This is a genomic window from Caballeronia sp. ATUFL_F1_KS39 (genome assembly GCF_023630985.1).
GTDB classification, from domain to species: Bacteria; Pseudomonadota; Gammaproteobacteria; order Burkholderiales; family Burkholderiaceae; genus Caballeronia; species Caballeronia zhejiangensis.
Genome location: NZ_JALQDZ010000043.1, coordinates 124595 through 146993, shown reverse-complemented (window position 1 = coordinate 146993; position 22399 = coordinate 124595). Strand labels below are relative to the sequence as shown.

At 64.1% G+C, this 22399-nt stretch carries 15 protein-coding genes and 2 pseudogenes; 8 read left to right on the top strand and 9 right to left on the bottom strand.

The genetic code is table 11. The annotated features are described in order from the left end of the window. The first annotated feature begins 41 nt into the window (after positions 1 to 41). The 3 genes from NCR93_RS23540 (at position 42) to NCR93_RS23530 (ending at position 4141) form a co-directional block, all read left to right on the top strand. The gene (locus tag NCR93_RS23540; RefSeq protein WP_250532290.1) at positions 42 to 1361 is read left to right on the top strand and encodes a hypothetical protein; all 1320 of its coding nucleotides are present in this window, start codon (positions 42 to 44) and stop codon (positions 1359 to 1361) included. Positions 1362 to 2027: 666 nt separating this feature from the next. Then, positions 2028 to 3242 carry a trypsin-like serine peptidase gene (locus tag NCR93_RS23535; RefSeq protein WP_239295004.1) on the top strand — a complete coding sequence of 405 codons (1215 nt, stop codon included), beginning with the start codon at positions 2028 to 2030 and terminating at the stop codon, positions 3240 to 3242. A 140-nt stretch (positions 3243 to 3382) separates the two neighbouring features. Then, entirely contained in the window at positions 3383 to 4141 is a 759-nt protein-coding gene (locus NCR93_RS23530; protein WP_175982681.1) for a TetR/AcrR family transcriptional regulator, read from the top strand. 9 nt (positions 4142 to 4150) lie between these two features. Here the strand turns inward: NCR93_RS23530 and NCR93_RS23525 are convergent, their stop codons facing one another. Together NCR93_RS23525 and NCR93_RS23520 are read right to left on the bottom strand one after the other, a co-directional pair. After that, positions 4151 to 4378, bottom strand: a complete 228-nt coding sequence (locus tag NCR93_RS23525) for a hypothetical protein (RefSeq protein ID WP_033536506.1) — start codon at positions 4376 to 4378, stop codon at positions 4151 to 4153. A gap of 62 nt (positions 4379 to 4440) precedes the next feature. Beyond that, complete coding sequence (locus tag NCR93_RS23520) at positions 4441 to 5850, bottom strand: aromatic acid/H+ symport family MFS transporter (protein ID WP_008349153.1); 1410 nt, start codon at positions 5848 to 5850, stop codon at positions 4441 to 4443. 400 nt (positions 5851 to 6250) lie between these two features. Between NCR93_RS23520 and NCR93_RS23515 the strand changes: the two genes are divergently transcribed. Beyond that, positions 6251 to 9691: a response regulator gene (locus NCR93_RS23515; RefSeq protein ID WP_175982680.1), complete on the top strand. Its 3441-nt coding sequence runs from the start codon at positions 6251 to 6253 to the stop codon at positions 9689 to 9691. On the opposite strand, the gene lpdA is transcribed toward NCR93_RS23515, so the two are convergent. After that, entirely contained in the window at positions 9688 to 11430 is a 1743-nt protein-coding gene (gene lpdA / locus NCR93_RS23510) for a dihydrolipoyl dehydrogenase (RefSeq protein ID WP_175982679.1), read from the bottom strand. The two genes, NCR93_RS23515 and lpdA, sit on opposite strands and share 4 nt — an antisense overlap. 221 nt (positions 11431 to 11651) lie before the next feature. Here lpdA and NCR93_RS23505 point away from each other — a divergent pair, with 221 nt between their 5' ends. Next, positions 11652 to 12962, top strand: a complete 1311-nt coding sequence (locus tag NCR93_RS23505) for a DUF2325 domain-containing protein (protein WP_175982678.1) — start codon at positions 11652 to 11654, stop codon at positions 12960 to 12962. Here NCR93_RS23505 and NCR93_RS23500 read toward each other — a convergent pair. The 4 genes and pseudogenes from NCR93_RS23500 to NCR93_RS23485 all read right to left on the bottom strand — a co-directional run bounded on the left by NCR93_RS23500 (position 12959) and on the right by NCR93_RS23485 (position 16991). Further along, complete coding sequence (locus NCR93_RS23500; protein WP_008349149.1) at positions 12959 to 13360, bottom strand: winged helix-turn-helix domain-containing protein; 402 nt, start codon at positions 13358 to 13360, stop codon at positions 12959 to 12961. The two genes, NCR93_RS23505 and NCR93_RS23500, sit on opposite strands and share 4 nt — an antisense overlap. A 113-nt stretch (positions 13361 to 13473) precedes the next feature. Continuing rightward, positions 13474 to 15972 (bottom strand): two-partner secretion domain-containing protein, encoded by a 2499-nt coding sequence (locus NCR93_RS23495; RefSeq protein ID WP_502799858.1) that lies wholly within the window; start codon positions 15970 to 15972, stop codon positions 13474 to 13476. A 45-nt stretch (positions 15973 to 16017) separates the two neighbouring features. Continuing rightward, positions 16018 to 16140 (bottom strand): annotated as a pseudogene (locus tag NCR93_RS32155) (ESPR-type extended signal peptide-containing protein); the annotation flags it as partial. Between the two features lie 365 nt (positions 16141 to 16505). Continuing rightward, complete coding sequence (locus tag NCR93_RS23485) at positions 16506 to 16991, bottom strand: molybdopterin-dependent oxidoreductase (protein ID WP_008349143.1); 486 nt, start codon at positions 16989 to 16991, stop codon at positions 16506 to 16508. A gap of 223 nt (positions 16992 to 17214) precedes the next feature. Between NCR93_RS23485 and NCR93_RS23480 the strand changes: the two genes are divergently transcribed. The 3 genes from NCR93_RS23480 (at position 17215) to NCR93_RS23470 (ending at position 20398) form a co-directional block, all read left to right on the top strand. Beyond that, positions 17215 to 18051: an alpha/beta fold hydrolase gene (locus NCR93_RS23480; protein ID WP_175982677.1), complete on the top strand. Its 837-nt coding sequence runs from the start codon at positions 17215 to 17217 to the stop codon at positions 18049 to 18051. 120 nt (positions 18052 to 18171) lie between these two features. After that, positions 18172 to 19410, top strand: a complete 1239-nt coding sequence (locus NCR93_RS23475; protein ID WP_033536488.1) for an MFS transporter — start codon at positions 18172 to 18174, stop codon at positions 19408 to 19410. A 73-nt stretch (positions 19411 to 19483) separates the two neighbouring features. Then, entirely contained in the window at positions 19484 to 20398 is a 915-nt protein-coding gene (locus NCR93_RS23470; protein ID WP_175982676.1) for an NHL repeat-containing protein, read from the top strand. 12 nt (positions 20399 to 20410) lie between these two features. Here the strand turns inward: NCR93_RS23470 and NCR93_RS23465 are convergent, their stop codons facing one another. After that, entirely contained in the window at positions 20411 to 21304 is an 894-nt protein-coding gene (locus NCR93_RS23465) for an ABC transporter substrate-binding protein (RefSeq protein ID WP_372492544.1), read from the bottom strand. A gap of 128 nt (positions 21305 to 21432) precedes the next feature. Next, positions 21433 to 22383, bottom strand: a pseudogene (locus NCR93_RS23460) (ABC transporter permease subunit); the annotation flags it as partial. Between the last annotated feature and the right edge of the window lie 16 nt (positions 22384 to 22399).

Sequence of the window (22399 nt, the reverse complement as noted above, 5' to 3'; positions counted from 1 at the left end):
ATGCTGCCAAGTTACCGGCCGCCGTGGCCTCCGCCGCCACCGTGACCGCCACCGCCGCCGTGACCGCCGCCGTTGCCGCCGCCGCCGTTGCCGCCACTGCCGTTGCCGCCACCACCGTGACCGCCGCCGCCGTTGCCGCCACCGCCGTGACCGCCGCCGCCGTTGCCGCCACCGCCGTTGCCGCCACCGCCGTTGCCGCCACCGCCGTTTCCACCACCGCCGTGACCGCCGCCACCATTGCCGCCGCCGTTGCCGCCACCGCCATTGCCACCACCACCGTGACCGCCGCCGCCACCGCTACCGCCGCCGCTTCCACCACCGCCGTGACCGCCGCCGCCATTGCCGCCGTTGCCACCGCCTTGACCGCCGCCACCGTGACCACCGGCTGCGCCGCCATTGCCGTTACCGCTACCGTGGCCGCCAGGCGAACCGTTGCCATGGCCGCCGTCGCCATGACCGCCGTCTCCGTGACCAACTCCGCCATGACCGCCGTCGCCATGACCATCGCCGTGGCCGTCGCCATGGCCATCGCCGTGACCTACGCCGTGGCCGTCACCATGACCATCGCCGTGACCGTCGCCATGCCCTACGCCGTGTCCATCGCCGTGTCCATCCCCGTGGCCATCACCGTGTCCGTCGCCGTGGCCATCACCATGACCATCGCCGTGGCCATCACCGTGTCCGTCACCATGACCATCGCCGTGGCCATCGCCATGACCATGACCGTGGCCATCACCGTCACCATCGCCGTGGCCATGTCCATGACCGTGGCCATGCCCATCGCCGTCGCCGTCACCATCGCCATGCCCGTGCCCGTGACCATGGTGCCCATGTCCACTCGAATCGCCGCCCGAGTCCCCGCCGGAGTCGCCACCGGAATCTCCAGCGCCCTGACTGCCGTTACCTGTTCCACCCGATCCTGTGCCGGTTCCGGTGCCTCCGCCGCTCGTGCTTCCGCCAGCCCCCGCCGTCGCGCCCGGACCGCTGCTGGACGAGCCTTGACCGCCGCCCGCACCCGCACCCGCACCCGATCCCGAGCCACTCGAATTTCCGCCGCCCGAAGCCGCTCCAGGCGATCCCTCGCCACCGCGACCGCCCTCGAGCAACGGCACGACCGCCGACACCGTTTCGACGGTCGGATCCGTCGTCGGCGATACGCGCGTCTGCGAGTCCGCCGCCGCAACCATCATCACGGCGCTCGTGCCGAGCGGCACGCATCCCTCGGAAGTCTGGTTGCAAGGATTCCCCGTCGTTTGCGCGGACGCGAAATTCGACATGGCCGCCGCGATCACGATGACGCTGAGTTTGATCGCAGTATTCAATTTGAATTTTTTAGGATTGCTCATTTGTGCCCCTTGTAGTGTTTCTTCGCCACGCGTCGGATGCAGAGTCGAACGCGATGTGGGGCAAGAATGACAGGCTGTACGGCGCGTTCTGTGCGGTAATTAACCGGGCGCGAGGGCGTCGTCATTTCGCGCAGTGCGCGAGCGCTCAGAGAACGTTTGCGGACGGCCGGAAGCGTCGTAAGTTCGTACGCTCGTCCCGGTCTTGCACGTCAGAATCGCGCGCAGGCGCGGCGGCCAGCCAGCAGCGGTATCGCATGTCGATGAATCTTCGCGATGCCGAATGTCACGCGTATCGCGCACCCGTTGCTGGCTTCCGTAGAAAGGTGAATGTAGGCTATCTGTATGGATGCGAAGCGTCAAACGCGCTCTGTGCCGTAGACCGCACTCCAAGCGCACGACCGGTCAATCGGACGGGGATATCGTCTCTATCCGCTGATCAAAGACCGGGATCGAGATTGGCGCAAATTTGAACTAGAGTTATTTATCGTTCGCTTTCCTGATCTATTGCATAGACGCGCGCGCATTCGTCGAAGCAAAGCGCGCAGCCAAGCATCCGACGAATCAGAACACGAACGCAAGATCGACAAGCCGGCCCAGTGTTGTTCATAAGACTTAGGAATACCAAAGAACGGCGGATCGATGCGTCAGCCGACACATCGTATCTTTCAACCGGAGGGTGTCATGAAGAGATCGAAACGAGTCGCGTGCGTGGAGGCGACGGCGCTTGTCGCTCTGTCGATGGCGAGCGCAGGCGTCGCTCATGCAGACGACGAAGCCGTGGTGAATCCGAATCCGGCGGCATCGCGCGAGGCGCCGGCGGATCTGTCGAATCTTAAGCCGGTCGTCAATGTGCTCGCGCCGCCGGACACATCCGCGATCATGCCGGAAACCAGCGCCGGGCCTTATACGCCGGGCGTCAACACGCCGGCCGGCATCGTGAGCAATGCGCAGACGAGAGCGTATGGCACCTTCGGCATACCCTATTCGACCGGCCGCGTGCAGGACGGCAACCAGAGCGCGGCGGGCTCCACGAGCGCGAACTATCTCAGCACGACGTATCCGTATCGGGCGATCGGCAAGCTGACCTTCAGCGCCGGCTACTGCACCGCGAGCCTGATTCGCAGAAGTGTGATCGTCACGGCGGCGCACTGCATCCAGAGCTTCGGCAGCGGAAGTTCGCTGTTCTCGAACTGGCAATTCCGCCCCGGACACTACGGCGCGTCCGGCGCCACGTCTGCTCAGATCGCGCCTTATGGAACGTGGAACTGGGCGGCACTCGTGCGGCCATCGGCGTGGGCGAACGGCACCGATACCGGCTCGGGCTCGGCGCGCAACAATGACATCGCCGTGATCGCGATCGCAAAGAACGCGTCGAATCAGTTTATCGGCGATATCACCGGCTATTTGAGCTATGGCTGGAACAACTATTCCTTCATATCGTCGCCGAAGACCGGGAATCTTCAGACAGCCGCCGTCACGACCTTCGGCTATCCGACCTTGCTCGACGGCGGCGCGATCATGCAGCGCACCGATGGCCCGGCCTATACGACGACCGTGAGCGGCGCATCGCAACTCTGGCAGGGCAGCAATCTCACGAGCGGCGCAAGCGGCGGACCGTGGATCGTCAACTTCAGGCCGCGCGATGCCGTGCTTTCCGGGGGCGCGGTCATCGGCAATGCGTCGAATCTGTCGATCATCGGCGTGACGTCCTGGGGCTCGTCCGATCCGAACGCGATCAAGGACAACTATGCGTCGCAGTTCCGTCAGAACACGCAGTATCCGAACGCGACTTATGGCAATTACGGAGCAGGCAACATCGCGTCGCTGCTGAACACGCTGTGTTCGACCGCCGCGCCGGGCGGCGGCACGTACGCATCGCAGGGATATTGCAACTAGGCCGGTCGCGGTGGCCCGTTCGCTTCGAACGGCGCGCGGGCCACTTCGCCTTTTCCGACGAATTCGCTGGAGCATGCCTCAAACGCCCGTAGAATACGAAGCGAACCGGCTTCTCACTTCATCGGCAGCATCGCTCAGGCATGACGAAAGACGACACCACTCACGTCCGCGCACACGGCGCATCGAGCAAGCGCAAGCGGCTCGGCCGCCCGGCGGGCAATATCAATCAACGTGAGAACATCCTCGACGCAGCCGAGGTCGATTTCTCGCAGCGCGGTTACGCGGGCACATCGCTCAAGGAAGTGGCCGCGTCGTGCGGCGTCACGCAGGCGCTCATCACGTATTACTTCGGCACCAAGCAGCAGCTTTTCGAGCAGGTGTTCCTGCGCCGCGCGATGCTGATCTCCGAAGAGCGCGTGACGCTGCTCAATGAACTGATCGATGGAAAAGAGGCGAACGTGCGCGATATCGTGCGCGCGTTTCTGCTGCCGCTCGTCGCGCTGCGCAAGACGGACGGCGGCCGCGCGTTCATTCGTCTGCAGGCGCGCCTGCACACGGAGCCGCCCGAAATCTCGTACAGCCTGCGCAGCACCGCTTACGGCGATTCGACCGATGCCTACGTCGAAGCGCTGCGCGCCGCACTGCCCGGCCTGCCCGCGAAAGATCTCTACTGGCGTGTGACCATGATGATCGGCGCATATCTCTACGCGTTCTCCGACACGCATCGTCTCGACGTGCTCGCCAAGGGCGCGTGCGATCCGTGGGACGCGAACGAAACGCTGGAGCAGTTGACGAACTTCATCGTCGGCGGTCTGGAGGCGCAGGCGAGCGCGTCATCTCCGGCCAGCGCGAAGAAGGTCGCGAAGCCGAAGACGACGCGCTCCGCACGCGCCGCATAAAAGCAAGGTTCAGCGCCGCAAACCGATTTCCATCGACTCGATCACTTGCGCGATGGTCGAATGCATCGATGCGAGCGTCGCGCCGGGCAAGTCCGACGATGCCGTTTCGCCGATCATGTCGCGCAATGTTTCCTGCACATCCGCCGATGCCTGTTGCGGCAACGCCGCCGCGATCACGCTGAGCGCGGCGGTGAGGCCATGCAGCTTGCCGGTCAACACTTCCAGTTCCTGACTCATCTTTGCTTCCTGTCGTTTCAAAGAGATGATGCGGACCGCGCGTCGTGCGCGGCCCGCGAGAATCACGCGCGTTCCGTCTCCGGGTGCGCCTTCAGCTTCACGAACAGCGCGATGCCCGCGATCACCGAAGGCACGGCGAGCAGCGCGAACACCGCCGGCAGGCCGAGCTTCCACTGCGCGAACAATCCGCCGAGCGCGACGCCCGCGATGCCGCCGAAGCGCCCGACGCCATACATCCACGAAACGCCGGTTGCGCGGCTTTGCGTCGGGTAGAACATCGCGGCGAGCGAGGGCATCGACGATTGCGCGCCGTTCATCGTCGTGCCGGCGAGAAAGATCAGCGCGCTCACGAGCCCGATGCTGCCGATCGCCTGCCCGACCACGAAGATCAGCACGGCGGTCAGCAGATAACCGAGCATCACGACGACGTTCGCGTTCCAGCGATCCATCAGCCACCCCGATGCGATCGTGCCGATGCCGCCGCCGAGCGGAAAGAGCGCGGTGAGCAGCGCGGCGCGCTCGGGCGTGAAGCCGGCTTCGTTCATGAGCAGCGGCATCCAGCTCATCAGCAGATAGAAGATGACGAGGCCCATGAAGTACACGAGCCACAGCATCAGCGTGCCGACGACGAAATTGCGCGAGAGAATCGCGCCGACCGACGATTTCGCGTGCGTTTGCGTGCGCTCGGACAGACGAAACGAATCGATGCGCGCGAGATCGAGCGGCGCGATCCTCGAAAGCGGCGCCCAGATTTTCTCTTTGGACGCGCCGCGCTTGACGAGATAGCGCACCGATTCCGGAACGAGCATCGCTACGAACAGCGCGAGCACGAGCGGCACCACGCCGCCGACGACGAAAAGGCTATGCCATCCGAATGCGGGAATCAGCCACGATGAAATGAAGCCGCCGAGCGCCGCGCCGACCGTGAAGCCGCAATACGTCGTATTGACGATGATCGAGCGGCTCTTTGCCGGCGCGTATTCGGAGACGAGCGTGATCGCGTTCGGAATCGCCGCGCCCAGACCGATGCCGGTCAGAAAGCGCAGCGTGACGAGCGATTCGACCGAGCCGCAGAACGCGGTCGCGAGACTCATCGCGCCGAAGAAGGCGGTCGCGGCGATGAGCACCGCGCGCCGACCGAAGCGATCGGCCGCCGGCCCGGAAACGACCGCGCCCGCCGCGAGCCCGAAGAGCGCGGCGCTTAGAACGGGCGCGAGCGCGCCCTTCGTGATGCCCCAGCCCTTGACGAGCGCCGGCGCGATATAGCCGATGGCCGCCGTGTCCATGCCGTCGATCAGCACGATCAGAAAGCACACGCCCATCAGCGTCCATTGAAAGCGCGAGAAGCGGTGCGCGTCGATGAACTCCTCGACAGGCACGCTCCCGCTCCACGCATCGCCCCGATCGGACGCCGTCGAATGCCCGGCGCGCGGCGGGAATGCCGGGCCGGTGTGAAGCTCTGCTTGCGACATGACCAACTCCTCGTTGTCGACGGCGCTTCGCCGTCCATTGTCACCAGGCCGGCGACATGCCGGTGTTCACGCGAAGCGGGGGCCCACCGGTTTCGACGCTGGTTTATTATATGTACCTATAATTAATAAACGCAATGCGGAAAAAATAGTTCTGGACGCGCGATGAGCGGGCGCTCCGCACAGGCGTTCAGCGCGATGAAAGCATTCGAACGAATGTGCAGAAAGGAAGCGATGCGACGCTTCGCGAGCGCGCCGGAGGCCCGCTACGTGGCGCAGGCGAACCGGGTATCATGCGCAGCGGCTGAAACAAGAACTACAACTTTCGCGATCGTCGCCGTCGTGCGGGCCGCTTCCAGACATCTGCCCGGCACGCGACCTTCACGCCACATCGGAGCTGTTTATGCCATTGCGGTCCGGCGTCGACGAGGCCAGCTTTCGTCGCATCCTCTTTCGCAACATCGCGCTGCCGCTCGGAACGGGCGTCGTGACGGCCGTCGCGTTCGTCGCGCTCGTGCTGTATCTGCTGTCGGGCATCAACTGGGTCGAGCATTCGGAACGCGTGATCGGCAATGCGCAGGAAATCGGCCGGCTCGTCAGCGAGAAGGAAAGCGCGATTCGCGGCTATCTGATTACCGGCGACGAGAGCTTTCTCGCGCCGTATGACACCGCGAAGCCGAAGCTCAGCGCCGATATCGACACGCTCGCCGATCTCGTCTCCGACAACGCGCCGCAAGTCGATCGCCTGATTCGCATTCGCGCCTTGCAGACGCAGTGGGACAAGGTCGCCGACGAGCTCATCGATGCGCGCCGCCGCGCGCAGGATTCCGTTCCGCTGGTGCGCGCGGGGCGCGGATCGGCCGAACGCGCGGAGACCGAGCGCGAGCTTTTCGCGTTTCTCAACATCGAGCAGGCCTTGCGGCTGCAGCGCGTGGAATCGGCGAAACAGCTCACGACGATCACCGTCGTCGTCTTCCTGATCCTGAGTCTCGCGCTGTCCGTGATTCTCGCGATCTTCGGCAGACGCGAATTGATGCAGCTTTCCAGCGCGTTCGGCGCGGCGATCGGCGAGCAGGAACGGCAGACGCGCGCGCTTCAGGAACAGGCCTGGCTGCGCGAAGGGCAGACGCTGCTTGCAGAGAGGGTCATCGGCCGGCAATCGCTCGATCAGCTTTGTCAGACGATCCTCGATTTTCTCGCGGATTACCTGAAGATTTCGATGGGCGCGTTCTATGTGCTCGAAGCCGACGGCGCGTTGAAGCGCACCGCGAGCTTCGGCTTCGATCCCGACAGCGCGCCGGTTCCCGAATCGCTCGCGGGCGTGAAAAGCCTCGTCGGGCAGGCGGTGCACGCGCGCAAGCTGACGAGCATGAACGACGTGCCCGCTGGTTACTGGAAGGTGACATCGGCGCTCGGCGCGAGCGCGCCCGCGAGTCTCGCGATCGTGCCGATAGAGAACGAAGGCCAGGCGAACGGCGCCATCGAACTGGGCGCGATGCACAAGCTGACCGAACGCGACGAGCAGTTCCTGAAGTCGATTGCGGGGAATATCGGCGATTTCGTCGAGGCGGCGCAGTATCGCGAGCGCCTGCAACGCGTGCTCGAAGAAACGCAGCAGTTAAACGAAGAGCTGCAGATGCAGCAGGAAGAACTGCGCACGACCAACGAGGAACTCGAACAGCAGACGACCGCGCTTTCGCAGGCGCACGTTTATCTGGCGAATCAGAAGGCCGAACTCGAACAGACCAACGATCGGCTCGCGGAACAGGCGCGCGTGCTCGACGAACGCAACGTCGCGCTCAATGCCGCGCAGGGCGAACTCGAAACGCGCGCCGAAGCGCTGCAGCGCGCGAGCCGCTACAAGTCGGAGTTTCTCGCGAACATGTCGCACGAACTGCGCACGCCGCTGAACAGTTCGCTGATTCTCGCGAAGCTGCTGTCGGAGAACAAGCCCGGCAATCTGACGAAAGACCAGGTCAAGTACGCGCAGACGATTTACTCCGCGGGCAACGATCTGCTCAATCTCATCAACGACATTCTCGATCTCTCGAAGGTCGAGGCGGGCAAGCTCGATTTGCATATCGAGGACGTGCCCTTGCAGCGCATCATGGATTCGCTTGCGCGCACCTTCGATCCGCTCGCGCGGCAGAAGAAGCTCCGGCTCGAACTGCGCAACGATATCGACGACTATCCGACGCTCACGACCGATTTCCGCCGTCTCGAACAGATTCTGAAGAACCTGCTGTCGAACGCGGTCAAGTTCACGGATGCGGGCGCGGTCTCGCTCACGCTCAAGCGCGCAGGCGAGGGCGCGGTGCAGTTCGTCGTGACGGATACCGGCATCGGCATTGCGCCGGATCAGCTCGAAGCGATCTTCGAAGCGTTCCAGCAAGCCGACGGCACCACGAGCCGTCACTACGGCGGCACGGGTCTCGGCTTGTCGATTTCGCGCAGTCTCGCGCATCTGCTCGGCGGCGATATCGCGGTGCGCAGCGCGCAGGGCGCCGGCAGCACGTTCACGCTGACGATGCCGCTCGTCTACGGCGCGTCCGACGCGTTGCCGAGCGCCGTAGCGGAAGCGCCCGCGCCCGTGGTCGTCGAAGAAGAGGCGCCGATCGAAGCGCTCCACGTCATCGACGACGATCGCTTCGATGTCACGCCCGGCCGACGTCTCGTGCTCGTGGTCGAAGACGAGCCGGGCTTCGCGCAAGTGCTGCTCGATCTGGCGCACGAACTGGGTTATCGATGCATCGTGAGCGGCACGGCGCGCGAGGCGCTCAAGCTCGCGCAGGACAGCGCGCCCAACGCGATCCTGCTCGACATCGCCTTGCCCGACCGCTCGGGGCTCGTGCTGCTGCAGGAACTGAAGGCGAATCCGAAGACGCGGCACGTTCCGGTGCATGTCGTGTCGGCGTCGGACAGAAGTGAGGCCGCGCTGCATCTCGGCGCGATCGGTTACGCGGTGAAGCCGACGACGCGCGAGCAACTGACGGCGATTTTCCAGCGCCTCGAAGAGAAGAGCAGCCAGAAGATCAAGCGCGTGCTGCTCGTCGAGGACGATGCGCGTCAGCGTCAGAGCATCGTCGAACTCATCAGCGATACGGACGTGGAGATCACGCCGGTCGAGTTCGGCCGCGACGCGCTCGAACTGCTGAAGACGACGATCTTCGATTGCATGATCATCGACCTGAAGCTGCCCGATATGCAGGGCGGCGACCTCTTGCGCCAGATGGCCGCGATCGACGCGTATTCGTTCCCGCCGGTGATCGTCTACACGGGCCGCAATCTGACGCACGACGAGGAAGCGGAACTAATGCGCTACTCGCAGTCGATCATCATCAAGGGCGCGCGTTCGCCCGAGCGTCTGCTCGATGAAGTCACGCTGTTCCTGCACAAGGTCGAGACGGATCTTTCCGCGGATCGTCAGGCGATGCTGCATGTTTCGCGCTCGCGCGACCGCGTGCTGGATGGCCGCCGCGTTTTGCTCGTCGACGACGACATTCGCAACATCTTCTCGCTATCGAGCGCGCTGGAGCATCAGGGATTGAAGGTGGATATCGGCCGCAACGGTTTCGAGGCAATCGAGGCGCTCGACAAGAATCCGGACATCGACGTCGTGTTGATGGACGTGATGATGCCCGGCATGGACGGACTCGAAGCGACGCGGCGTATTCGCGAGGACGCGCGCTTTCGGAAGCTGCCGGTGATCGCGATCACCGCGAAGGCGATGAAGGACGATCAGGAGCAATGTCTCGCGGCGGGCGCGAGCGATTATCTGGCGAAGCCGATCGACATCGACCGGCTTTACTCGCTGTTGCGCGTGTGGATGGCGCGGCGCGTTTAGATATTCAGCGCGCGCTTGTCGACGGCGAGCGCCGCTTCGCGCATCACTTCCGACAGCGACGGATGCGGGTGGCAAATGCGCCCGATATCCTCGCTCGCCGCCTTGAACTCCATCGCGACGACGGCTTCCGCGATCAGATCCGACGCGTTCGCCGAGATGATGTGCACGCCGAGAATCTCGTCGGTTTTCGCATCGGCGAGGATCTTGATGAAGCCGTCCGTTTCGCCGATGCCCATCGCGCGGCCGTTGGCGAGCATCGGAAACTGGCCGGCCTTGAATGCGCGGCCTTCCGCCTTCAGCGCCTGCTCCGTCTGCCCGACCCACGCGATTTCCGGATGCGTGTAGATCACCCACGGAATGCAGTTGTAGTCGATGTGCGGCTTCTGCCCGTCGATGATCTCCGCGACCAGCACGCCTTCGTCCTCCGCCTTGTGCGCGAGCATCGGGCCACGCACGACATCGCCGATCGCGTAGACGTTCGGGACTTTCGTCGCGCAATGGCCGTCGACCGGAATGAAGCCGCGTTCATCGACCGACAAGCCGATGGAATCGAGACCGAGATCGTCCGTGTTCGGCACGCGGCCGATCGACACGATCAGACGATCCGCGTCGAGCGTCTGCGCGTTGCCGTCCTTGTCCTTGTAGGAGATCGAGACGCTCGAATCCGTCGTCTTCACGCCGTCGATTTTCACGCCGAGATGAATCGTGAGACCTTGCTTCTTGAAGAGCTTCGCGGCCTCCTTTTGCAGCGCGGAGTCGGTCGTGCCGAGGAATTCGGGCAGCGCTTCGAGAATCGTCACTTCCGCGCCCAGCCTGCGCCACACGGAGCCGAGCTCCAGCCCGATCACGCCCGCGCCGATCACGGCGAGCTTCTTCGGCACGGACGTGAAGGCGAGCGCGCCTTCGTTGTCGGAGACGATCTTGTTGTCGACCGGCACGTTCGGCAGATGCCGCGCCTTCGAGCCCGTCGCGATGATCACATGCTGCGCGGTATGCGTTTCACCGCCGACGTCGATCCTGAAGTTCGCGCCGTCCTTGCCCGCGAGCTTGCCGTGACCTTTGATCCAAGTGATCTTGTTTTTGCGGAAGAGGAACTCGACGCCGCCCGTGATCTTCTCGACGATCGCTTCCTTGCGGCCGACCATCTTGCCGACATCGACGGAAAGGTTGTCCAGGTTGATGCCGAGCTCGTCGAAATGGAGTTGCGCCTTCTCGAATTGCTCCGATGACGCGAGCAGCGCCTTCGACGGAATGCAGCCGACGTTCAGACAGGTGCCGCCGAGTTTCGGCTTGCCGGCGTGGTTGATCCATTCCTCGACGCACGCCACCTTGCGGCCGAGCTGCGCGGCGCGGATCGCGGCGATATAGCCGCCGGGCCCGGAGCCGATGACGATCACGTCGAAATCGGCCTTCTGACCTGACGCGGCGACGGGCTTTTCAGGCGCAGGCGCCGGGGCAGACGCGGGAGCGGGCGAGGGCGCCGATGCCGATGCCTTCGCGTCCGTATCGATGACCGCGATGACTTCGTCCGCGTGAACGATGTCGCCTGCTTCCTTCAGCACTTCCACGATCGCGCCGGCCGATGGCGCGGGCACTTCGAGCACGACCTTGTCCGTTTCCAGCTCGATGAGGATTTCGTCCTGCGCCACGGCGTCGCCCGCATTTTTCTTCCACGGCAACATCGTCGCTTCGGTGACGGATTCGGAAAGCTGCGGAACCTTGACTTCAACCCTGGCCATTCAGATTCTCCTGTTGAGCAATTCGTCGCGATGGGAAATGTCCGGCTGCGTGCCTTGCGGACGCGGCCTTGTCCGGCCGGCCTGACGCGCCGAAGGACACAAGGATACGCCGTGTCCGGACCGCGCGCGCGGGATACGGCCCTCGACTCGCGCATCGCCTCGGCTTTGAGTCATCGTTATATTCGATGGTATATTGCGAAACACGAAAGCACGAGGTGATCATGCGGACCCCTCCGTTTCAACTTGCACGCTCGAGCGCGCCCGGCCTACGCGATGCGTGCTGTCAGCCGACCGAATCCGATCTTCGCGCCTCGCGTCGTCGCGCGCGTCTTGCCGAACTGGATTCGCATCTGCATTGCTCGGTAATCGGCACTTGTCTTTCGACGGGCGAGCTACGCAAGCTCGTGCCCAGATTCACCGATCTCGACCGCCATCACGCGAGCGATCTGGAGATTCATCACGCCGCTGTCGAACTCGCGATCGCGGGCGGCGCGGGCGCGAAGGCGCTGAACAAGGCGCTCGACGAACGCTATTCAGGCGCGATCCGCCGTTTTGACGCCGCGCGCGATACGCAGGCGCTGCTCGATCTGTGGAACGAGGCGCTGAAGTCCGGCGATATTCCGCCCGCGTATTGGGCGGTGATGTCGCATCCGCACGCGACGATTGCAGTGCGCCAGTCCGCGTTCGGCGAACTTCATATGCTGTCGCATCTCGTCGGCGCGGCGAATCGCGCGGATATCCGGCGGCTCGTCGCGCTCGAAGCGAAGAATCAGGAGCTTAGGGAAAAGATCGATCGGCAGCAGGCGCGTCTTTTCGAACTGAGCGCGGAACGCGATGCGTTCGTCAGACAGGCGAGCGAGCACGCGCTGCAACTCGCAGCGTTCGGGCAACGCAAGGCGGATTTGCCGACGGCGCAGCTCGAAGCCGAAGTCGAGCGCCTGCGCGAAAAAATCGAGGACGGTGAACGCAGGCTCGCGCTGCACACGAGCCGCCGCGAAGCCGCCGAGCAGCGCGCGCTCCGGGACGAGGACGAGACACGCGCATTGCGCAACAAGCTGGGCGAAGTTCAGGCGCTGCTGAAGGTCGTACAGGCCGAGTGCGCGGCGCTGGAACGCGCGACGCTCGGTGCCTGCGATCGCCCCGACGTGCGCCGACGCGCGATGGAATGGGTGAGCGGCAGGCGCATCGTCTATGTCGGCGGAAGGCCGAATTCGAATGCGGTGCTGAAGGCGCTGGTGGAGGCTGCGGGCGGCGAGCTGATCGTCCATGACGGCGGCATCGAAGATCGCAAGGGCTTGCTCGCGGCCGCGCTGCCGAACGCGGATGTCGTGCTGTTTCCCGTCGATTGCATCGATCACGATTCGATGAGCCTGCTCAAGCGCGTCTGCGACCGGCATGGCATCGAGTATTCGCCGTTGCGCACCGCGAGCGTCGCGAGTTTCGTGGAGTTCGTCGGACGGCTCACGTTTGGCGCGCGTGGCGGTCAGGCGAGCGCGCCGCCGCCGTCGGCGTTCTGCTTACGACACGGTTAGGGCTTGAGCAACTGCGTGAGCGATTCGATCTGCTCGGCGCACGCGGCTTGCGCCTGTGTTTCGACATCGCGATAAAGCCGCACGATGCTTTCGCCGACGGGCGTCAGCACGCAGCCGCCGCCGCTTTGCCCGCCTTGTTCGGAGATGGTCGCGGGCGATTTGAGCGAGCGATTGAGCTCGTCGATGAGCAGCCACGCGCGCCGGTACGACATGTCGAGGCTGCGCGCCGCCGCCGATATCGAGCCGTGCTTGCGCACCGCTTCGAGCAGCGACACCTTGCCCGGACCGATGGCGATGGTCTCGCCTTTCGTGATGCGCATGCGAAAGCGCACTTCGATCGGCTGGTTCGCCGCGTCGGTGTCTGATGCGTTTTCCGGTGTTTTCAGGGTCGTCGCCATGCCCGAGAGGATACACGAAGGAAATCGGAGGGGCGAACCGGTGAGCGTGGTATCGCGCTCGGAGAGGGTCATCACCTTGCCGCCCGCGACGATCGCGCTGCCGAGTTGCCGGCTCACTTCATCGTGACTGCCGTTCTGACCGTGTGCGTGTGCACCTCGCGCGTGCTCGTGAATTCGGTCGTGCCGACGTTGATATCTCGCCCGGCCTTGATACCCGCATTGCCGCCTGCCTGAATCATCGCGCCGTTCAGATTCACGTCGCGGCCCGCGATCACCGCGACGTTGTTCGTCCCGGAGATCGTCCCAGCACTGATCCCACTCTTCGTCGTCGCGTGCTCGTTGCCGCTGTCGTTCTGCGAGATCATCGGCGAGACGCCCCCGCCATCGGATACCGCCGTCACACCATTGGCCTTCGCGCTGTTCGGTGCCCCCATGGACCCGCCTGCGCTGAACCCACTGCTCTTCGCATCGTAGTTCGACGCGTTCGCGATATCGCTGAAACTCAGGGTGCCCGTCGTGAGCGTGTTCTTTGCGGCCTCCGCATCGCTCGAGATATACGCACCCTTCAGGTCGGTATTCCCCTTCACGTTGATGTCGAACCCGCCCGCACCCGCATGGATGCCTGACTGTTCCTCAACGCCCGCATAGTCACCATGCGCGTCGCCCTTCTGCTGGCTGTAGCTCGCGCTGCCGCCCGCCTGGCTGATGCTGACACCGGCGCTCTGACTCGCCTGATGCGCCGCGCTGTGGCTCGTATCCTGCACCGACTCGATGTTCAGATTGCCGCCGATCAACGCCGACACCTGCCCGCCATCGACCGTCGCGCCCTTGATGTTCGTATCGCCACCGCCACCGCCCAGGTCGATGTTCGCACCGGTCGCGGTCAGATCGCCTCCGACACCGATCTCCGACACACCACCGACGACCACCGAGCTGCCCGTCATCTGATTGATGTTGGTGTTCGACACGCCGTTGGCGCGCTCGACGACCTTATGTTCGCCCGTCTGCGCCGCGCCGAGGTTCCAGTCTCCACCCACGGTCATGTCGAGGCCGCCGCCCACGTTCAGATTGCCCGCGTTCTGCTCGACGTTCCCACCGGTCACGATGAGCGCGTTGCCCGCCACGTTCAGGTTCGCAATTGGTCCGAGCGTCGTCGTGGTGCGCGTCGCGCCCGTCGCGCTCACCTGATCGACCGTATTGACCGCCGTATTGAGGATCAGGTCGCCGCCCGCCTTCAGCGCCAGACTGCCCGCGTTCACCGTCGACGACGTCAGATCGACGTTGCCCTTCGTCGTCAGCAACATCAGCCCGCCGCTTTGCAGCGTGCCGAACGCGTTGTCGATTGCCTTGCCATCGATCGACAGCGTATTGCCCGCCTGCACCGTGCCGCTGTTGGTGAAGGTCTGCGCGTTCTTCAGGTCGACATCGCTCGCCGCGATCAGCGGCCCTTGCATCTTCTGCTGGCTGCCCGCAGCAAGATAGACGACCGGCACCAGCACGGACTGCCCGTTGACCACCTGCGTCTGCAGGATGATGACGTTGGAAGTCAGCGCCGCCACCTGCTCCGGCGACAAGGCCATGCCCAGCGGCAAATCCAGCGACTTGACGAGCGATGCCCCCGCGGTCAGCAGCGACTCGTACATCGATTCGAGGTCGGTGTAAGGGCCCAATACCGCGCGGCCCGTCAGCGATGTGATCTGGTTGCGCACGAGTTGTTGCTCGTAGAAACCATCGCCCAGACGCTTCTCCGTGACCTGCGGATCGAAGCCCAGTTGCTGCAGGAAGTAGTCGCTGGAGATGAACGACTTCTGGTTCGTGAAGGCGGGGTTCGTCTCGATCAGGTAGTTCGCGCCCGGCGTGCCCGACGGTCTGAACAGCCCGCCCTGCGGGATCGTCAGGTTGCTCAGGACATTGAGCGCGGTCGCGCTCGCGATGATCGGATTGACCAGCCCCGAGCCACCGTTGACGCTCGCCGCGCCCGCCTTCGTGCCGCCCGCATTGCCGCTCAGCCCGCCGATCGTCACGCCCGAGAGCGCCTGGCCGGGCGCAAGTCCGAGCGACGGAATCCCGGCATTGGCCGCCGTATTGTCGATGCTGACGCCCGTACCCGAGAGCGTGATCGTCCCGCCTGTGACGTTGAAGCCCGTCAGATTCCCCGATGGCCCGAAATTCGGCGTTCCGGTCGTCAACACGGCTCGGGACGTATTAATGAAACCCGCGCCGTCGACCAGAATCCCTTGCGGATTCGCGACGACCACCTCTGCGCGCGATCCCGCCACTTCGAGATACCCGCGCAATTGCGACGGCGCATTACTCTGCACCTGATTGACGATGATCCGCGCCTCACGACCGGGCGTCAGATTCGGATTGCCATTCACGTATCCGGCCTGTTGCGTCTGCGTGATGGTTGCAGCGTTATTCAGGATCGCGCCCTGGCGCTGGACGTCGAATTGTGAATAATTGTTGACCGACACGCCCGCCGAACTGGGTCGCGAGATATTGACTTGCGGCAACCCGTTTTGCGTCTGTATGACTTGAGCGCCCGAGCCGGGCACCGCGACTATCTGTGCAATTGACGGCGCGCTCAGGATGACATTGCCGATAAGGACCATCGCGGCGAGAACGAGCGCGCGCAATGCGGGCACGGGCCCGGCGTGATGAGAGCGCGTCGCGGGACGACGCGCGCCGGGCGCGGTGCGATGAGCGCTGGCGAAGTCCGCGACGGCGACGAGCATATGCCGCACGCGGCTATAGACGAGTTTGTAAAAACCCTTATTCATGATTCTTTTCGGGATTGAGTCGGCGGGGTCAGCGTCTGCGCGCCACTGCTTAGCGGCAGAGAACTCCGAATTTTCAGCCATCCTTAACTGAAAATTCATACGGATAACTCTGAAAGAAGAAACGCCTCGCGAGATGCGAGGCGTTTATTCGAGTGGGGAAATTCTGAGTTTGGAACGAACGAGCGCGAGTCCCGGTCTGTGCGCGGCGATCTAGGGCGTGTCCGGATACCGGATCACAAAATCCTTACATCGCGGACAACCCGGCGCACACGTCGTCTCAACGCCTCGCGCAAGCGCGACTTCCTTCGCCGAAGTGATCGTCGCGCCGATTTCCCGCGCGAACAGCATGCGATCGGCCGATCCGTTCATCGATGCGACGCACCCAGAACGTGGGCATCGACGCGCGCGAGGCGCTTCAGATGGCGCGGCGCGCGCACCGTGTCCGCGCCGGAAACGAGCACCGGCAATCCGTCCTCGATGCCAAGTTCGCGATCCTCGCACTCATACGCGACAATCACCTGCGCGCCGATCGGCGTATTGAAAAGCTCGTGCCAGGAGAACGTCACCGCATAGCCATCGTGCGCGTGCGCGAGGAACACGGTGCGCTTGAAATCGGTGTTGTCCGGCCGGCGCACGCCCGCGGCGTCGAGCAGCACGCGCAATGGCACGCCGCGATAGCTTCCCATCGGTCGAATGTAGCGGCCCGTCGAAAAGCACACGAGATCGAACGGCTCGATGCTCACGCGCCCGAATTCGCGCATTGCGGCGACGTCGAGCGTCAGCGGCCTTTGCACCGCGCCGCCGATCTCGATATATGGGCTACTCGAATTGCTCTGGCTCGATGACGACATGATTCCTCGAAACATGGGGTCGCGCGAAATGGGCTATATCCGGGAATATATTACGATGTCGCACCGATGACATTTCTGTCCGCACATAATCGGCATGCCCGGCGCACGATTGGGCAACAAAATGGGCAAACGTGTACTGTTCTACCCGCGAGAACGTCGCAGCCGGCTGAGCGATCCGCCCAGCCGGCATCCCGCTCCATCCCATCAACGAGAGAGGATTGTCATGCCGTTCGTCACGACCAAAGATAACGTCGAAATTTTCTACAAGGATTGGGGCCCGAAGGACGCGCAGCCCATCGTTTTCCATCACGGCTGGCCGCTTTCTTCCGACGATTGGGACGCGCAATTGCTGTTTTTCGTCCAGAAGGGATATCGCGTGATCGCGCACGACCGGCGCGGACACGGCCGCTCGTCGCAAGTCTCGGACGGTCACGACATGGATCACTACGCCGCCGACGCCTTCGCGGTCGTCGAGGCGCTCGATCTGCGCAACGCAATCCATATCGGACATTCGACGGGCGGCGGTGAAGTCGCCCGCTATGTCGCGAAGCACGGCGAACCGGCGGGACGCGTCGCGAAGGCGGTCCTCGTCAGCGCTGTGCCGCCGCTCATGCTGAAGACGGAAGCCAACCCGGAAGGCCTGCCTATCGACGTCTTCGACGGTTTGCGCAAAGGGCTCGCGGACAACCGCGCGCAGTTCTTCGTCGATGTGCCCGCAGGTCCGTTCTACGGCTTCAACCGCCCGGGCGCGACGGTGCATCAGGGCGTCATCCAGAACTGGTGGCGTCAGGGCATGATGGGCAGCGCCAAGGCGCACTACGAGGGCATCAAGGCGTTCTCGGAAACGGATCAGACCGAAGATCTCAAGTCGATCTCCGTCCCCACGCTCGTTCTGCATGGCGAGGATGACCAGATCGTGCCGATCGCCGATGCCGCGCTGAAGTCCATCAAGCTGCTGAAGAACGGCACGCTGAAGACGTATCCGGGCTTCTCGCACGGCATGCTGACCGTCAACGCGGACGTCCTCAACGCAGACCTGCTCGCATTCGTGCGGGGCTGATTCACGCAGCCGGCGCGGACATTGTTCGTCCGCGCCGGCATCTCTGTTCAAGGCACACGGCTTTTTCCCGATTGGAAGCGCGCTTAAAGTGGCCAACTCCAATCTAGCCTCAGTGCCATCATGCAAATCGATACACCAGCAATTGCAGCATCGCCGGAAGGACGTTCGACGTCGATGCGCCAATGGCTCGCCGTCATCGCCGTGGCCGTGAGCGCGTTCGCGTTCGTGACGGCCGAATTCCTGCCCGTCGGCTTGCTGCCGCAGATCGCGCACGATCTCGGCGTGTCGCCCGGCGTCGCGGGTCTCATGGTGACGACGCCCGGCGTCATGGCCGCGATATTCGCCCCGACGCTCATCGTCAGCGCGGGCCGAATGGATCGGCGATATGTCTTCCTGCTCCTCACCGCCGTCCTTCTGATCGCGAACCTCGTCAGCGCCGTCGCGAACAATCTGCCGGTCATGCTCGCGGGCCGCGCCATGCTCGGCGCCGCGTTGGGCGGCTTCTGGACCCTTGCGACCGCCGCCGCGCCGCGACTCGTGCAGCCGAAAGATGCAGCGAAGGCCACCGCGACCATTCTGACCGGCGTGACGCTCGCGACGGTCGTCGGCGTGCCGCTCGGCACGTTCATCGCGTCGTTCGCGTCGTGGCGTTTCTCGTTCGCGGCGACGGCGGGACTCGTCGCCGTGGCGCTGATTGCACAGGCGCTGCTCGTGCCTTCGTTGCCGTCGGCATCGGCGTTGCGCATCGCCGATTTCAGAAAGCTGCTCGCGCGTCCTCACACGCGATTGAGCATGCTGATGGTCGCGCTCGTTTTCGGCGCGCATTTCTCGACCTACACGTACATTGCGCCGCTGCTCGAACAGGACTTCTCGTTGAGCACCATCACGCTGCTGCTCTTCGGCTTCGGCCTCGTCGGCTTCTTCTCGAATGCGCTGATGTCGATGGTCGTCTCCGGTCATCTCAAGAAGTCGGTCGCCGCGATGGTGTTGCTGCTGCTCGGCGCGATTTCGTCGATGCTGCTGCTGGAGCACTCGATCATCGGCGAAACGGCGGGGATGCTGCTGTGGGGCATTGCGTTCGGCGCCTTGCCGCTGTGCTTCAGCGTGTGGATTCAGCGCGGCACGGCGGACTTGCCCGAAGCGGGTTCCGCGATGTTCGTGAGCATCATCCAGGTGGCGATTGCGGTGGGATCGGCGGTCGGCGGCACGATCGTCGACCGTGCGGGCGTACACGCTGATTTCACGTTGGGACTCGCGCTCGCGCTGCTCGGACTCGTCGCGCTGCAACGGCTGGCGGCATGGGAACGGCCGGCCCGGGCGTCCGCATTCAAGCGCGGATACGACGCTTCGCCGGATTGACCTGTCGCAAGCCGCGCTATATTGGTCGTTCGGTCCGACGCCCTTGCGCCGGGCTCATCGACGGGAGAAGTGCATGAAGCGTCGGCTGATGGCGGCAATCGCAATGACGATGTTCCTCGCGGCGTGCGGCTCCGTCCCGCCGGACGCGGCCGTGCAAACCGTCCCGCTCGCGGGCACGCCAAACGGCGTCGCAGTGCGCGATTCGGACGGCGCCGTGTTCGTCACCGACGACCGGACCAACGGCGTCGTGATGACGTCGCATATCGGCGAAGAGGACGCGCCCGCCTTTTCGCTCTACGCGCGCATTCCGGCAGCCGAGGGCGAACGCACGAGCCTGAGCCAGATCGCGTTCGCGCCGAACGGTCATCTGCTCGTCGAGCAATTCGGCTTCGGCACGTCGGCCGCGATCTACGATGTCGCGCCGAGCGGTCAGGTCGCGCTCGCATCGGACACGAATTCCGCGCGGCGGCGTGTCGGCCTGCTCGTGCTCGATGGCGGCACGTTTCTGTCGAGCTGGTTCATGGAGGAGGGTGGCGCGCCGGCAGAAGGCGGCGTCAGCGTGATTACGCGTGGCACGGCGCCGCGGCAGGTGATCGAGCGCGACATCGTCACCGGATTGGGCAAGCCGGTCGGCTTGGTTACGGTCGGCGACACGCTCTACATCAGCGATCAGGCCGCGAACCGCATCTACCAGGTGGACTTGCAGTCGGCGCGGGCGGCGAGCGCGCCCGTGCCGGCGAGCGATGTCTTCGCGACCGTCGAAGCGCCCGACCTGATGGCCGCGACGCCCGACGGCCGGCTCTTCACGAAATGCGGCGCGCACGCCGTATGCAGCATCTCGAAGCGCGGCCGCGCGACGGTCATCGCCGACGATCTGCAATCGCCGCGCGGCGTGGCGGTGGACGTCGCGCGCAAACGGCTCGTCGTCGTGGATCGGTCGAGCGCGCCGGACAAGCCGAGCGCGCTGCGCGTGGTGCCGATCAAATAGCGACGGTGTCGCTCATCGCGGCGACGACCATCCCTTATAGCTGCCGACGTTGTCGCGCGTGACGAGCGTCGACGGCAGCAGGATCGTCGAGTTGGCGGGCTTCTTGCCGTTCATCAGATCGTAGCCGACGCTCACCGCCTGCTGCGCCATCGCCCACGGATCCTGGCTCGCCGACGCCTGAACCATCGTGTCGGTCTTGAGCGCGGTTTCGATATCGGGCGCGCCATCCACCGACGTAATCACGATGTTGTTCCGATGCAGTTGCTTCGCCGCGAGGTCCGTGCCGATCGCTTGCGGATCGTTGATCGCGAACACGCCGTCGAGCTTCGGGAAACGCGTCAGATAACCCTGCATCGCGTTCATGCCGCCTTCGCGCGAGCCTTTCGCGTCCTGATCGTCGGAAAGTACCTTGATGCCCGGGTTCTTCGCGAGCACGCTCTTGCAACCGTTCACGCGATCGATCACCGCCGACACTTGCGGCCCGTTCTCGATCACCACGTTGCCCTTGCCGTTGAGCTTCTTCGCCAGATAATCGCAGGCAATCTCGCCGGCCTGCACATTGTTGGTCTGCACGGTCGCGTCCGCGCCGGCCGCCGCGACGTCCACCGCGACCACGACGATGCCCGCCTTCTGCGCCTTCTTCACCGCCGGCTCGATCGCCTTCGGATCGACGGCGTTCAGCAGGATCATGTCGACCTTCGCCGAAATGAAATTGTCGATCTGCGTGAACTGCTTGTTCATGTCGTAATCCGACGAAACAGCCGTCACCTTCACGTTCGGATTGAGCGTCTTGGCCTTCGCTTCCGCGCCCCTCGAGATCGTCACGAAGTACGGATTGCCGAGCGAGCCGACCGTGATGCCGATGGACTTCAACTGCTTGTCGGCGGCGTGCGCGGATAGCGACATCGTGAAACCGAGAGCGAGTGCGACGCTGGCGAAAAGCTTGTTGTGTTTGCGCATGTTGTTGTCTCCGGGGTGGTCCATATTTTTGAGGGCGGGCGCAAGCGGACCCGAATGCGCCCGGTTCAGCCAGATCAGGTGCGAGCCGAGCCGCGCTGACGGTAACGATCGAGCGCCACCGCGCCGATGATCACGAGGCCCTTGATGATGTACTGCCAGATATCCGACACGCCGAGCAGCACGAGGCCGTTGGAGAGCACCGCGATGATGAGTGCGCCGACCAGCGTGCCGACGATCGAACCCACGCCGCCGACGAAGCTCGTGCCGCCGAGAATGACCGCGGCGATGGCGTCGAGTTCATACGACTGGCCGAGTTGCAAACCGTTCGCGGCGTAGAGACGCGCGGCCGACATCACGGCGCCGAGACCGGCGAGCAGGCCCGAGATCGCGTAGACGAAAAGCTGGATGCCCCACACCTTGATGCCGGAAAGACGCGCCGCTTCCGGATTGCCGCCGACCGAATAGATGCGCAGTCCGAGCACCGTGCGTCGCAGGATGAACCACGACACCAGCACGACGAGCAGCGCGATGATGACGAGCCAGGGCACGCCGAAGAGCGTGTCGTTGCCGATGAAGGCGAACGGCAATTGCGGATTGAAGATCGTCGTATCGTGACCGATGAGCCGCGCGATACCGCGCACGGCGGTCAGCGAACCGAGCGTCACGATGAACGGCGGCAGCTTGAGCAGCGCGATCAGCAATCCGTTGATGACGCCGAAGCCGAGACCGACGGCGAGCGCGGCGGGAATGCCGAGCCATCCCCATCCCGGAATGTTCGATGCGAGCAGTGCGGCGACCGCGCCCGCCGAGAGAATCGAGCCGACCGACAAGTCGATGCCGCCCGTCAGAATCACGAAGGTCATGCCCGCCGCGAGCACGATGTTGATCGATGCCTGCTGCGTGACGATCGACAGATTCTGGAAGCTGAAGAAGCCGTCGGTGACGATGCCGAAGCCGATGCACAGCAGGATCAGCACGGGCAGCATGCCCGCGGTTCGCATCAGCACCTGCATGCGTTCGCGATGCTCGATGCGGTTCTGC

Excerpts from the sequence above, each read along its gene's own strand:
- lpdA (WP_175982679.1), bottom strand. The coding sequence starts at position 11,430 with ATGGCCAGGGTTGAAGTCAAGGTTCCGCAGCTTTCCGAATCCGTCACC.
- NCR93_RS23495 (WP_502799858.1), bottom strand. The coding sequence starts at position 15,972 with ATGGTCCTTATCGGCAATGTCATCCTGAGCGCGCCGTCAATTGCACAG.
- NCR93_RS23525 (WP_033536506.1), bottom strand. The coding sequence starts at position 4,378 with ATGAGTCAGGAACTGGAAGTGTTGACCGGCAAGCTGCATGGCCTCACC.
- NCR93_RS23470 (WP_175982676.1), top strand. The coding sequence starts at position 19,484 with ATGAAGCGTCGGCTGATGGCGGCAATCGCAATGACGATGTTCCTCGCG.
- NCR93_RS23530 (WP_175982681.1), top strand. The coding sequence starts at position 3,383 with ATGACGAAAGACGACACCACTCACGTCCGCGCACACGGCGCATCGAGC.
- NCR93_RS23485 (WP_008349143.1), bottom strand. The coding sequence starts at position 16,991 with ATGTCGTCATCGAGCCAGAGCAATTCGAGTAGCCCATATATCGAGATC.
- NCR93_RS23535 (WP_239295004.1), top strand. The coding sequence starts at position 2,028 with ATGAAGAGATCGAAACGAGTCGCGTGCGTGGAGGCGACGGCGCTTGTC.
- NCR93_RS23475 (WP_033536488.1), top strand. The coding sequence starts at position 18,172 with ATGCAAATCGATACACCAGCAATTGCAGCATCGCCGGAAGGACGTTCG.
- NCR93_RS23520 (WP_008349153.1), bottom strand. The coding sequence starts at position 5,850 with ATGTCGCAAGCAGAGCTTCACACCGGCCCGGCATTCCCGCCGCGCGCC.
- NCR93_RS23480 (WP_175982677.1), top strand. The coding sequence starts at position 17,215 with ATGCCGTTCGTCACGACCAAAGATAACGTCGAAATTTTCTACAAGGAT.
- NCR93_RS23505 (WP_175982678.1), top strand. The coding sequence starts at position 11,652 with ATGCGGACCCCTCCGTTTCAACTTGCACGCTCGAGCGCGCCCGGCCTA.
- NCR93_RS23465 (WP_372492544.1), bottom strand. The coding sequence starts at position 21,304 with ATGTCGCTATCCGCGCACGCCGCCGACAAGCAGTTGAAGTCCATCGGC.
- NCR93_RS23515 (WP_175982680.1), top strand. The coding sequence starts at position 6,251 with ATGCCATTGCGGTCCGGCGTCGACGAGGCCAGCTTTCGTCGCATCCTC.
- NCR93_RS23500 (WP_008349149.1), bottom strand. The coding sequence starts at position 13,360 with ATGGCGACGACCCTGAAAACACCGGAAAACGCATCAGACACCGACGCG.